At 39.6% G+C, this 12,136-nt stretch carries 10 protein-coding genes; 5 read left to right on the top strand and 5 right to left on the bottom strand.

The annotated features are described in order from the left end of the window. The first annotated feature begins 3 nt into the window (after positions 1–3). The 4 genes from TRESU_RS09585 (at position 4) to mtaB (ending at position 4,644) form a co-directional block, all read left to right on the top strand. Complete coding sequence (locus TRESU_RS09585; protein WP_148228332.1) at positions 4–2,067, top strand: DEAD/DEAH box helicase; 2,064 nt, start codon at positions 4–6, stop codon at positions 2,065–2,067. Positions 2,068–2,161: 94 nt separating this feature from the next. Next, a complete protein-coding gene (locus tag TRESU_RS09580; protein ID WP_013702052.1) occupies positions 2,162–2,524 on the top strand; it encodes a bactofilin family protein in 363 nt (120 codons plus the stop codon). Positions 2,525–2,555: 31 nt separating this feature from the next. Then, complete coding sequence (locus tag TRESU_RS09575) at positions 2,556–3,185, top strand: tetratricopeptide repeat protein (protein WP_013702051.1); 630 nt, start codon at positions 2,556–2,558, stop codon at positions 3,183–3,185. Between the two features lie 10 nt (positions 3,186–3,195). Beyond that, positions 3,196–4,644 carry a tRNA (N(6)-L-threonylcarbamoyladenosine(37)-C(2))-methylthiotransferase MtaB gene (gene mtaB / locus TRESU_RS09570; RefSeq protein ID WP_013702050.1) on the top strand — a complete coding sequence of 483 codons (1,449 nt, stop codon included), beginning with the start codon at positions 3,196–3,198 and terminating at the stop codon, positions 4,642–4,644. A gap of 46 nt (positions 4,645–4,690) precedes the next feature. On the opposite strand, the gene TRESU_RS09565 is transcribed toward mtaB, so the two are convergent. The 3 genes from TRESU_RS09565 to TRESU_RS09555 are packed head-to-tail and all read right to left on the bottom strand — an operon-like array spanning position 4,691 to position 9,942. Continuing rightward, positions 4,691–6,148, bottom strand: a complete 1,458-nt coding sequence (locus TRESU_RS09565; protein WP_013702049.1) for a DUF1302 family protein — start codon at positions 6,146–6,148, stop codon at positions 4,691–4,693. A gap of 25 nt (positions 6,149–6,173) precedes the next feature. Further along, positions 6,174–6,953 carry an outer membrane lipoprotein-sorting protein gene (locus tag TRESU_RS09560; protein ID WP_013702048.1) on the bottom strand — a complete coding sequence of 260 codons (780 nt, stop codon included), beginning with the start codon at positions 6,951–6,953 and terminating at the stop codon, positions 6,174–6,176. Between the two features lie 43 nt (positions 6,954–6,996). After that, the gene (locus tag TRESU_RS09555; RefSeq protein WP_013702047.1) at positions 6,997–9,942 is read right to left on the bottom strand and encodes an efflux RND transporter permease subunit; all 2,946 of its coding nucleotides are present in this window, start codon (positions 9,940–9,942) and stop codon (positions 6,997–6,999) included. Positions 9,943–10,130: 188 nt separating this feature from the next. Here TRESU_RS09555 and TRESU_RS09550 point away from each other — a divergent pair, with 188 nt between their 5' ends. Further along, positions 10,131–10,481 (top strand): ArsR/SmtB family transcription factor, encoded by a 351-nt coding sequence (locus TRESU_RS09550; protein WP_013702046.1) that lies wholly within the window; start codon positions 10,131–10,133, stop codon positions 10,479–10,481. Between the two features lie 3 nt (positions 10,482–10,484). Here the strand turns inward: TRESU_RS09550 and deoC are convergent, their stop codons facing one another. Next, the gene (deoC, locus tag TRESU_RS09545; protein ID WP_013702045.1) at positions 10,485–11,195 is read right to left on the bottom strand and encodes a deoxyribose-phosphate aldolase; all 711 of its coding nucleotides are present in this window, start codon (positions 11,193–11,195) and stop codon (positions 10,485–10,487) included. After that, a complete protein-coding gene (locus TRESU_RS09540; protein WP_013702044.1) occupies positions 11,192–12,127 on the bottom strand; it encodes an MBL fold metallo-hydrolase in 936 nt (311 codons plus the stop codon). Before TRESU_RS09540 ends, deoC begins: the two co-directional genes overlap by 4 nt. Between the last annotated feature and the right edge of the window lie 9 nt (positions 12,128–12,136).

Raw genomic sequence — 12,136 nt, 5'->3', positions numbered from 1 at the left:
ACTATGCCCGCAGAGGATTCACAGGTTTCTGTGGAAAATTCAAATGAATCATCGAATGAGCCTGAGACAATTTCATTTGCAGACTTGGGACTTGATGAAATCACTCTTGCCGCTATTGAGAAAAAAGGTTTTAAAGTTCCTTCACCAATTCAGGTTCTTGCAATTCCGCGTCTTTTGAATGGAGATGCGAATGTTATCGCAAAGGCCCGCACTGGAACTGGAAAAACCGCCGCTTTTGGACTTCCTCTTGTTCAGGATTTGCGTGAAGAAAGCGACCATGTCCGCGCAATAATTCTTGAGCCTACACGCGAGCTTGCCATGCAGACTGCGACTGAAATGGCTTCGTTTACAACTGGAAAATATCCGCGCACTGCTGTTGTTTACGGCGGAGCTTCGATGGGCGAGCAGATGAGAGCTTTGCGCCGCGGAGTTGAAATTGTTGTTGGAACTCCGGGACGTGTTCAGGACTTGATTGACCGCGGTGTTCTTGATATCAGCAAAATCGATTACTTTATTCTTGATGAAGGCGATGAAATGCTTGACATGGGATTCATCGAGGATATTGAGAATATTTTTGAATGCGCAAATCAGGATTGCCGTGTTCTTTTGTTCAGTGCGACAGTTCCGAAAGAAATTTTGAAAATTGCCCAGCGTTTTATGGGCGAATACGAAATTGTTGAAGAAGAAGGCTTTGAAGAAGAGCCGCTTTTGATTGAGCAGAAATATTGGGTTATGCGCGAAAGTGAAAAAGTCGATGCTTTGGTTCGTCTTATTGATATTTCGCCTGATTTCTTCGGACTTGTTTTTGTTCAGAGAAAATCTGATGCTGACTATGTTTCAAAGTCACTTGACGAGCGCGGATATGAAGCCGCCGCATTGCACGGAGATATTCCTCAGGGACAGCGTGAAAAAATCCTTGCGAGATTCCGTTCAAAGAAAACAAGAATTCTTGTTGCGACTGATGTTGCTGCTCGCGGAATTGATATTGAAGGCGTAACTCACGTTGTAAACTACGAGCTTCCTTTTGACGGTCCGACTTATGTTCACCGTATTGGACGTACAGGACGTGCCGGAGCTGCTGGAATGGCGGTTACTTTTGTAAAGCCGGAAGAAACCCGCAGACGTCTTAATTATCTTATTAATACTGTAAAGAAAAGTTCCAAGGGCGAAATTGTTGAAGACAAAGTTCCTTCAATAGAAGAAGTTCTTGAAGCAAAAAAGAGCCGCCTGTTTTCTGATATAAAAAACAAGCTTGGACTCAATCAGGAAAAATCTGAATCTCAGGCTGAAAGTGATTCTGTTTCCGCGGATGAAAATGCAGAAGCTAATGCTTGTGCAGAGCCAAAAGTTCCTCACTTAAGAAAAGGCGATCCTATTTTTGACAAGCTTGCGGAAGAACTTTGCAACGGCCAGAATCCAGAGGAAGTTGTAGCTTCATTGCTTGCAGTTTCTTACGGCGGAATGCTGAACAAAAACCGCTATGGAAAAATCAACACTTATTCTGTTGAATCAAAAGGACGCGACAGAGACCGTGGCGGACGCCGTGAACGCGACCGTGGCTCAAGAAGAGGCGGAGATGCTTTTGTTGGCGATGATCAGCTTAGGCTTTATGTTCAGATGGGATGGGACAACGGCTACAATCCAAGAAAAATTGCGGATTTCTTCCATGACTTGCTTGGCGTTCCGGGGCGTAAAGTTGATGCTATTGATATGGCGGACAAATTTTGTCTTCTTTCTTTGCCGGCTGACGATGGAAGAAGAGCTATTGAGCTTTCCGAGCGCGATCGTTCTTTGCCGCATATGCACCTTGACACAAAAGTTACTGGCGGCGGACTTGGTGAGCGCGATTCATTTGGACGAGACCGTGGCTCAAGAAGAGGCGGACGCGATAGAGGACGTGAACGCGACCGGGGATTTGGACGCGACAGAGATTTTGGTGGACGTCGCGAACGTGATAGAGACAGGGGATTCCGCGGAGGTTCTCATGCAAGAGCTGGAGTTCACACTGCTACACAGAGAAGCGGTTCATCTTCATTCTTCAAGAGATCTGATGCTCAGGAATATTAATTTCAAATTTTAGATAGAAACGCTGCTAGAAATGGCGGCGTTTTTTTATTCTAGTCGCATTGACTTCAATGCTATTCATCAATAAAATAAAGAAATGTACGAAATAAAAGATTCAAAGCCGTTTGATACTGACGAAGAAGATTTTGACACTGTAATGGCTAGTGACATTTCATTTACAGGAAACATACGTTTTTCAAAGCCGTTTATGATAAAAGGAAAAATGAATGGAACAATCGAGGCTTCAAGTGATTTGCTTATCGATACAAATGCGGAAGTCAATGCTGATATTTCAACAGAACGTGTGCTTGTCCGCGGAAAAGTTGTAGGAAATATAAAGGGAAAAAAACTTGTTTATGTTGCTTCGACTGGTTCTGTAATTGGAGATATTTCTTCTGCGCAAGTTGTGCTTGAGCCGGGTTCTGTTTTTTCTGGAAAATGCTCAATGTCTGGAATGTAGTTTTTCAAGTTGAATTTTCAAGGTGCTGATTATGAATAAGAAAAATTGTTTTGCATTTATTATATTCTTTGTTTTTGTTTCTGCAGTTTTTTCCCAAGCCTCTCGTCCTGATGCTCTTAAGCTTTACCGTGAAGGAAAATACAAAGATGCGGTGGCTGTTTGTGAAGCTGAAATTTCTAACAATCCGAACAACATGGATTCCTATGCGGTGTTGTGCTGGTCGCTGGTTGGAAATAAACAATATAAGGAAGCCGAGCTTAGAGCTATAGAAGCGCGAAAAATAAATTCCTATGACATTCGTTTAATTGAAGTTCTTGGCGAGGCTAAATTTTATCTTGGAAAAAACAATGAAGCTCTCGATATGTTTCAACGTTATGTTGCAAATTCTTCGGAAACTGCGGCGCGGCTTGGAACTGCATATTATTACATGGGCGAAATTTATGTCCGCCAGACAAAATATGAGCATGCGGACATTTCTTTTAGCGCGGCTGTAAAATATGAGCCGATCTATAGTGCGCATTGGTGGACAAGGCTTGGCTACGCGCGTGAAATGTGCGGCGACTTTAAAAATGCCGTTACAGCTTATGACAGAGCGCTTGGCTTGAATTCCCAGAATTACGATGCTGTCCGCGGAAAAAAAAGATGCCAGGAGCGTCTTTAGTTTTTGGCTGATGAAAAATATTATTCATTTTGAAACTCTAGGCTGCAGGCTTAATCAGGACGAAACGGAAGGAGCCGCGCGTTCTTTTTCTGATGCTGGTTTTATCTGTGAATTCAATTCTATTTCGTCTGCAAAAAATCCTTCTCAAGATGTAATTTTAAGCGTGATAAACACCTGCACTGTTACAGGCAAAGCTGAACAGAAAGCCCGGCGCATAATCAGGCTTCTTCTTGAAAAATTTTTTAACGCGCCTTTGATTGTTACCGGCTGCTATGCGGAACTTGCTGATTCCGAAATAACTTCGATTTCCAAAAACAGAATTGTAATTGTTCCCGGCACAAAAAAATTTGTTTTAAAGGAAATTGCCGTTGCGATGAATGGTGGCGATCTTGATTTTAAAAGCGGAAAATTTAATTTTGAAAATCTAAAATCCTTTGTTAGCAAAAAAATATTTTCATTTGAAAGAATTGATTCTGCAAAAAAAATTCCAATGGCGATTAATCCGTTTGCTTTATATACGCCTGTTTTTGAAAAGCATAGTCGGGCGACTTTGAAAATTCAAGACGGATGCAATAATTCGTGTTCGTTCTGCAGAATTCATTTTGCCCGAGGAACTTCTGTTTCTCTTGAGCCTGAAAAAATTCTTGAGCGTGCGAAGGAAATTGAAAATTTAGGTTCTTCTGAAATTGTGCTTACAGGTGTAAACTTGAGCCAGTATGCTGGAATGTCAAAAGACGGTGCAATTTTTGATTTTAAAGATTTGCTTTCATTTTTGCTTTCTAATACAAAAAAAGTAAAATTTAGAATTTCTTCTTTTTATCCGCAGCATATAACAAAAGAACTTTGTGCAGTTTTGTCTGATAAAAGAGTTCAGCCGTTTTTTCATTTGAGCATTCAGTCTGGAAGCGATTCTATTTTGAATTCCATGCGCCGACCTTACAAACGGGAACAAGTTGAAAATGCGGTTCAGCTTCTTAGAGAATGCAAAATGAATCCGTTTATTTCTTGTGATATAATCGCAGGATTTCCCGGAGAAACGGAAGATGATTTTGAGCAGACTAAGTCATTGTGCAAAAAAATGAATTTCGCTTGGATTCACGCTTTTCCTTTTTCTGCAAGACCTGGAACATTGGCATTTTCTATGACACCAAAAATTCCTGAGCGGACAAAAAATGAGCGCGTAAAGTGGCTTGCTGAAATTGCTGTTTCTGGAAAAATTTCTTATATAAATTCTTTTAAAGAAAAAACTGTTGAAGCGACTGTTGAAAAAAAAGTTTTGCAGAAATCAAATGGAAAAAATATTTTTCATGCCGTTACCGAAAATTTTCTTCATGCTGAATTTGAGTCTGAAAAAAAATTAAAAGCCGGAAGCGTTGCAATGCTGAAAATAATTTCCGCGCTTGAAGACAGCATAAAATGCGGAAGAGAAGAAGAGTGTTCCGCGGAACTTTTAAAATAAAAATGGACGCAATGGATTTTTCCAAAGCGTCCGTTGCTTTTTTACTTTAGAATTTGCAGTTTACACCAACATTTATAAAGCTGTTGTCTTTCCATTCGTAGAATTCGCTGTCTTCATCTTTGCAATGGATGTACATTCCGCTTAAAGTCAGTGTTAAATTTCCGTTTGGCTTGTATGCGATTTTAGGCTGAACAACAAGGTCTCCGTGTTCGATTCCCCAAAGCGCAGTAACTTCCGGCGCGATTTTATCATTCATCCAGGAATCTGTAATGTTTACGACAAGCTTGTTGTTTGTGTATCCGGTTTTGTCATAGTCAACATCGCAGGATTTCAATGCTGATTTCATTACACCGTAGTTATAAAATCCTTCCGCATCATCAATTTTGTCGCCTTTGAAAATGTAAGTTCCAATTTCCTGAATGTTGATGTTAATGTTGTTAACCGGAATGTCCACATCAAAACCCGCAAGCCATGCAATGCTGTTGTTATGAACCCAAGGATTATCGCCTGCAACATCGTCAGTCAAATTGTAGGCAAGTTCGCCGCGCAAGTTGAATCTTCCAAGCACAGTCGCCGCTTCAAGTCCGAATGTCTGCTTCCAGTCATATTCAAGTGAAGGCATTGTTGTTTTTCCGCTTAAAATTGTCGCGCTTAAATCTGCTGAAGGCTGCTTGTAATGTCCGTAATAGTAACTTGCGCCCCAGTCAAACGAGCCGAATGTGCCAGTGAGTCTAAGACCTGCTTGTGTGTATTTTAATTTTTGCGTGTCCGGGTACAAGTCGTTCTGGTCGAATTGCGCAGCTGCCATAAGTCCTGCTGTTCCGCCCGCTGCCCACTTTGAAGCTATTTCAGTTACAGAATTTTTCAATTCTGTGTATGCATCTGGCGTCCAAATTCCGTCTGTTGCGAATCTGTCTTTTTCCATGTATGGGGTCCAGATTCCTTCTAAGCGCAAATCGTTTTTTTCAAAGGAATATATTGCGCGGAACATAGGTGTGCTGAGCCTGCGGTCGATGTATTCTGGAACAATAAAGTCCGTGTAGTCATCCGCATTAAAATTATCCAGAACATGAAGCTTGTCGCCTTTTCCCCATATAACTTTCATTTTTCCTGCTTCAAGTTTTAGTTTTCCGAAATAGCAGCGGACTGTAAGTTCATTTATTACATCCTGTGGATAATCTTTAATTGCGTTTTCATCAAATTTCAACTGAATGTCCGCATCAACATTTGTACCTGAAAAATTGATTCCAAGTTTTGCAGATGGAGTTGCGGTAACCGGAAAATCTGAAACTGAGTCGTAGTCTGAATCTTTCTGGCTTTCGTATTCCGGCTTGTCAAGATACATTCTGCCCTGAAGTTCTCCTTCGCCGCTGAACGTAATTGAAGGACTTGAGCCTCCGCCAAAACCGTCTGTGTCGTCAGAGAAACTTCCCCAGTCATCAAAATCCTGTGCAAATGCAAATGAACAGAAAATCATTGCAAGCGCAAAAATTTTGTTTTTCATATAAAGAAACTCCTTAGTTTTGCTTTTAGAATCTTCCTGTGTTCAAGAAGTCCTGTGTAAAGATTTTGTCTGGAAGAACTGTCTTTACATCAACTTTAAGAACCTTTATGGAAGTTGAATGTTTTGTCTGAACATTTTCCATTTTGTTTTCCATTGGAATGTTAAAGCCGTCAACATTTTCAATTTTGAAAACAGTAAGAGTTTTTATGAGTTTTCCGTTTTTGTCAAAAAGCTCTGTGTAAACAGGATAGTCTGTGGCTTTGTCTACCCAAACCATTCTGTAGCTGTACTGGCTTGACTTTGGATCAATCGGTGTGTTTTTTACAACTTCGCAATTGAAACCGTTCTTTGTTTCTTCCTTTATGAACTCGTGAGTGTCTTCTTCCATTTCGCGTGTAGAAAGATCGTCATAAGTTGCGTCAGTTCCCATGAAAGACTTTGAGCCTTCGCTTGAATTTACGCGTCTTGTGTTTTTTAATGCCGGAAGGTAAATCCATTTGTCATCTGGCGCGCCTTTGTTTTCAATCTGAAGAAATCTTGTGTCCTTTATGTTTGCTGGCGAGCGGAAATCCATGACTGCGCTTGTTATGTCGTTTTTGTTGCGTCCGTACTGAAGAACATTGCGCTGTTCTGTGCTTCCGTTTTTGTCTGTTAGAAGCATTCCAACTTGAGAGCGGCTATAGTCAGGTTTTGCGACATCATGTGTTCTCTGCATGATTTCGTCTCCGCGAGCATCTGCGAACGCTACTAAAGTTCCTGCTGCAAGTGCCGCTGCCAATGTAAGTGTTTTAAATGTAAGTTTCATTTTTATCCTCCATGTTTTCCCCGGAAAAATCCGGGATTTTTTTTTATTTGTTTTCATTTTTTTCTTTTGGACGCATAAATTTTGGATCTGTTAGATTCAAAATTCCTGGAATAATTGTCATTGCAAGGAAACTTGATGTAAACATTACGATTGCAACCAGAATTCCAATGTAGCGCAAAACTATAAACTTTGAAAGTGTAAGAACAAGGAATCCAAGTCCTACTGCAAGCGCGTTTGTAAGAATTCCGCGTCCGCTCTTTCTGAATGTTTCCTTTAGAACTTCAACAACATTATCTGTTTTTGCTCTTTCTTCTCTATAGGTTGTCATAAAGTGAATTGTGTAGTCAATACCAACGCCGACTGCAACTGAAGCGATAATGCTTGTAATAAAGTCAAGATTGATTTCGCAGAATCCCATTGTCATGTAGTTAAGAAGAATACTGAATGCAAGCGGAATTGCTCCCAAAAGACCTGCCCAGCAAGATCTGAATGAAATTGCGATAATCAGGAATACAGAGAACAATGAAAGCGCAAGGCTTGTTATCTGGCTTGAAACAATCATACTTGTCATTCTGTGTTCCATTTGCGCTGAACCAGTTGCTTCGAGAGTGTAGCCTTCAGGAAAATGTTCTGCGGCATAATTTTTTGCATCTGCGATTATTATTCCGCTTTCCTCTGATGAATGGCTTCTAAGCTGGCAAGTTATGCGCATTTCCTTTGGATTCATGTCGTCATCAATAAATCTGTCAAGCGAGCCGCTTAAAAGTGTAAGATAGTTTTCAACAACATTTTTCAGTTCTTCACGGGTTGCAACTGGATACTTTGAAGTGTCGTAAGGAATTTCATAGTATGCAGTTCCGTTGTAGTTAACCTGTTTCATAAGCTGGTTAACAATATCTTCTACGGAAGCATATTGTCCGCCTGCTTCAACATAAGCCTTGTGGAAAAGCTCAAGGATTTCTTTTGTTGTCATTGAAGTTTCAAGCTGCTCGCTGTAAGCAATGTTTGGATCTACAAAATCCTTCGCAGGAGAAGTCTGTGTTTCTGAATCATCTGTGCCCCAGTTTGACCAGTCGTCAGAAGAGACAGAATTGTCTGTTCCAAAGTCAGAGCCCCAGTCATCCCATCCGTCAGAAAACCCGCTTGAAGAAGAGTCTGATGATTCGTTTGAAGAAACTGGCTGTGCTCCAGGAACGTGCCAGACTTGGTTTATGCGTTTTATAAATGTTGTGAATGAAACGATTTTTCCAATGTTCTCATGGTTTGCAGCAAGATAATGCTCCATGTTGTCAACTGCCTTCAAGAGTTCAGGATTTGAAATGTCACCTTTTTCTTGTCCTTGAATTACAAAGAAGAGACAGTTTGAACCGGCGTATTGCTGGTCGATGTGGTCAACGTCTTTTCTGAAGTCGCAGTTCTTTGGAAAGTAGTTGATTAAGGCTGTGTCAATTTTTAGAACTTTGAGTCCAGTGAATGAAAGAACAATTATGATAATTGAAGTAAGCACAAGCCGTGGAACAGAGCCACAGAAGAATTTGTAGATTGAATAAAGCGTGTCGCCGCTAGCTTCTGCTTCTGTTTTTCCGCCACGCTGAATTTTTGCCAGCTCAAGACGGCGCTTTGCTTTTTCCATTTTTGCTTTTACTTTCGCAGTGAGCTTGTCGATGTTGCGTTCTCTTTTTACAGCTTTTCTGTAGTCCTTTAAAAGAAGTACTGCAGGAATAAATGTTATAGAAAGAAGAAGCGAAAGTGAAACTCCAACCGCTGTGAATACTGCGAAACTGTGCAAAGGTCCGAGCGGACTTGTTATAAGTGAAATGAAGCCGACAATTGTTGTAATACCAGCAAGAAAAACAGCAACGATAACTTCATTCAATCCGGAGAAAACGCAGTCTTCATATTTTTCTCTTGTCATTTCACCTTCGACGCTGTTGATTGCAATGTAGTAATGTGAAAGAACATGGATTCCGTATGCAGAGCCGACTGCAATTAACGAAACTGGAATTACGCTTGAAATCAAAGTGAAAGTTATTCCAAAGAATCCCATCATTCCAACAGAAATTATTGTTGAAAGCAAAACCGTGCATAAAGGAAGAAGCATTCCTGTTACTGTTTTAAAGCTCATGTAAAGAGAAAGAAGAACAACAACAATTACAAGCGGAATCAAAACCAACAAGTCTGAAATCATAAACTGCTTTGATTCTTCGGAAAGAACAGGCTCTCCTACAAATTTCACATTGAGATGATGCCCGTCTGTTTCTTCGTTTACAATCTGTTTTACTTTTGCAAGAACTTTTTGCTGCCTCATAATGTCAGTGCCAAGTTTTCTGACTTGAGCTTTTATTTCTTTTATGTTCGATTTTGTCTTTGCGATTTCCGCATTGATTTCTGTTTTGTTGTCAGCAGTTTTTGCCTGCTCTGTAAGCTCTGCAAGTTTAGCTTGATTTTCTTCCAATGAAAGAGTTTCATCACTTTTTGGACGAAGTGAAATCTGCATTTGAAATCCAGTACTGTCGTCATTCACGATTACGCGGTTGTACATATCATGCCATTCTGCAAGCCGTGATTTCAGCTGAAAAATATCTTCGTCTGTTCCTGTGTATGTGTCTGGAATAAGCTGTGTCGCTGATATTGATCCGTTTTCATCGCAGACATAATCGATGTGGGTAACAGAATCTATATCTTCAACTTCCGGCAATTCAAGAGTTCTGTCAGTGATTTTTCTTACAACATCAATGTATTCTGGAGTAAGTATTGTTGTTCCGCTTTTTGTTTCTAATGTGATTCCAATAGAAAGCATGCTTCCGAATTCGTCTTCGGTTTTTGTAAGCAAGTCATAAGATGTATCCTTTTGCGGGAAGAATGAGCGAAGCGAATTTTCAAGGGCTAAATTCTTTAAGAAGAATCCGAAGAATCCTGTGAGCAGAAGTGTGGCTACAATTATCGCCCAAGGATACCTAAAAAAAGTTTTTAGAAATTTCTTTTTCATAAAATAATCCTTTCCTGAATAATGTTCAAAAGATTAAACTTATTGATATATAAATATAATGTTTTTTTTATAAAATGCAATAGGTTTTGTAAAAAAATGTAAAAAAGTTTAATTATTTAAACTTATTGACATTTTGCGAATTTAAACTATATTATTAATGATACTTGAAAAAATGCGAGGTTCTGCAAATGGCAATAAGCAAGTCTGAATTAAAAAAAATACATGAAATGCTCAATAAATGCGGTCCTCTTTTTATAGCTCTTGGCGATGAAGTGCGCCAGAAACTTATTCTTGACATAGCTGATGCCGGCGAAGAAGGAATAAGTGTTATGGATTTAACTTCCAAGTCAAATCTTTCGCGCCCTGCGATTTCTCATCATTTGAAAATTTTAAAGGATTCTGGATTTGTAAAAACAATAAAACGCGGAACTTGGGTTTTCTACAAAATTTCCATTTCAGAAAATTTTGCAGAAATTGACAAGCTTGTAAATGAAAGCCTTAGAATCATAGAAAAAGTAAGAAAAGAGCAGGCTGAATAATTTTCAGTTCAGACCGTCAACAATTTGAATTCCTGAGCTTGCTCCGATTCTGTTTGCTCCAGCCGAAATAAAATCCAACGCTTCTTGTGTAGAATGAATTCCTCCGCTTGCTTTTACTCCCATTTCATTTCCTACGGTTTTTCTCATCAGCTCAACGGCGTGGATTGTTGCTCCGTTTGGCTTTTTCATTGAAAATCCTGTGGAGGTTTTTACAAAATCAAATCTTGCGTTTTTTGCGCAAATGCAAGACTGAATTATTTCATCGTCATTCAAAAGTGTTGTTTCCAAAATCAGCTTTGTTAAAACTTTTCCTTTGCGCGGAAGTCCGTCCTTTTCTGCGAACATTGAAGCTTCTTGAACGCTCTTTGTTAAAAATGAAAGTTGCTGTGTAAGCTCATTCCATTTTTTGCTTTTTACAAGGTTCAGGTCGATTACAAAGTCAAGCTCGTCCGCACCGTTTGTAATTGCAATGTCAGCCTGAGACATTTTTGATTCTGTTCCGCCGGCGCCAAGCGGAAAATCTATTACAGTGCAGACTTTTGTTTGCGAGCCTGAAAGAATTTTTGCCGCAGTTGAAACAAAAACTGGATTTATGCAGACGCTTGCAAATCCGTATTCTTTTGCTTGCTGGCAGAATTTTTCAACTTGTTCTTCCGTAGCTTCCTGTGAAAGAAGTGTCTGGTCTATAAAGTTTGCAAGTTCTTGTTTTGTCATTTCAAGGTCCTCCAAATAAGTTTGTTGTCTATGATTTCGCAGGCGATTTGACCTTCGTGCTCAAGGCAGGAAAGATATGAACGCAATGTTGTGCCGATTAAATAAAACGGAACAACTTTCATTTTTATTGATGAATAGTCGGCGATTGCTTTTAAAAGCTCTTCCGTTGTCCTGAATCCTTCTTTTATTTTTTTTAAAATGAGAGACTCAAATTCGTAAGTAACCATTATGTTTATTTCTGCAAATGCGTTTATTGTTGCGAACGTGCATTTTGAGCCGTGGCCGGGAATATAAAAATCAGATTTTATCGATGCGATTTTTCTTACTGATTTTCTGAAGTCCTTTTGATTACATAAAAACGGAATCCATGTTTTTTTTAAAAGTTCAATTCCAAAGAAACTGTCGCCAAGAAAAAAACTTTTTATTCCGTCTGACTTGTCCTGAACTAAAATTCCAATCTGATCAAAAAAGTGTCCCGGAAGAAAATAGAATGAAATAAAAACATCGTCAAGCTCAATTTTTTCTTCAGTTAAAATTCTGTCTGTAAAAATTGGTTCTGGCGGCATAAACTGCGGAATATCAAATTCTTTTAGTGAAACTCCTCCGCAGTAAATTGCCCCGATTATTGCGGGAACTTCCATTATTCTCGCGGATTCAGCAGAAGCCCAGATTTGAGTTTCTAAATTTTTTTTCAGATATAAAGAGCCGCCGCAGTGGTCAGCGTGCGAATGTGTTTGGATTACTGCTTTGATTTTTTTTTCAGGAAAGAGAGAGGAAAGTGTTTCAGCAATGAGTTTTCCGTCTTCTTCTGACTGCCCTGAGTCAATAAGAAAAATTTCATCATTGCTGAAAACAACTCCAATGTTTGTGGAGTGGCAGAACATTCCAACGTTAGCTGAAAGTTTTACAAATGATTTTTCATTTATAGCCATTGTTTTGCC

This window comes from Treponema succinifaciens DSM 2489 (assembly GCF_000195275.1).
GTDB lineage: Bacteria > Spirochaetota > Spirochaetia > Treponematales > Treponemataceae > Treponema_D > Treponema_D succinifaciens.
The sequence above is the reverse complement of the archived record's forward strand: the minus strand, read 5'-3'. Positions and strand labels throughout refer to the sequence as shown.

Bases quoted from the DNA above. Each gene is read 5' to 3' on its own strand.
- TRESU_RS09540 (WP_013702044.1), bottom strand. From the start codon at position 12,127: ATGGCTATAAATGAAAAATCATTTGTAAAACTTTCAGCTAACGTTGGA.
- TRESU_RS09555 (WP_013702047.1), bottom strand. From the start codon at position 9,942: ATGAAAAAGAAATTTCTAAAAACTTTTTTTAGGTATCCTTGGGCGATA.
- TRESU_RS09585 (WP_148228332.1), top strand. From the start codon at position 4: ATGCCCGCAGAGGATTCACAGGTTTCTGTGGAAAATTCAAATGAATCA.
- mtaB (WP_013702050.1), top strand. From the start codon at position 3,196: ATGAAAAATATTATTCATTTTGAAACTCTAGGCTGCAGGCTTAATCAG.
- TRESU_RS09580 (WP_013702052.1), top strand. From the start codon at position 2,162: ATGTACGAAATAAAAGATTCAAAGCCGTTTGATACTGACGAAGAAGAT.
- TRESU_RS09560 (WP_013702048.1), bottom strand. From the start codon at position 6,953: ATGAAACTTACATTTAAAACACTTACATTGGCAGCGGCACTTGCAGCA.
- TRESU_RS09575 (WP_013702051.1), top strand. From the start codon at position 2,556: ATGAATAAGAAAAATTGTTTTGCATTTATTATATTCTTTGTTTTTGTT.
- TRESU_RS09550 (WP_013702046.1), top strand. From the start codon at position 10,131: ATGGCAATAAGCAAGTCTGAATTAAAAAAAATACATGAAATGCTCAAT.
- deoC (WP_013702045.1), bottom strand. From the start codon at position 11,195: ATGACAAAACAAGAACTTGCAAACTTTATAGACCAGACACTTCTTTCA.
- TRESU_RS09565 (WP_013702049.1), bottom strand. From the start codon at position 6,148: ATGAAAAACAAAATTTTTGCGCTTGCAATGATTTTCTGTTCATTTGCA.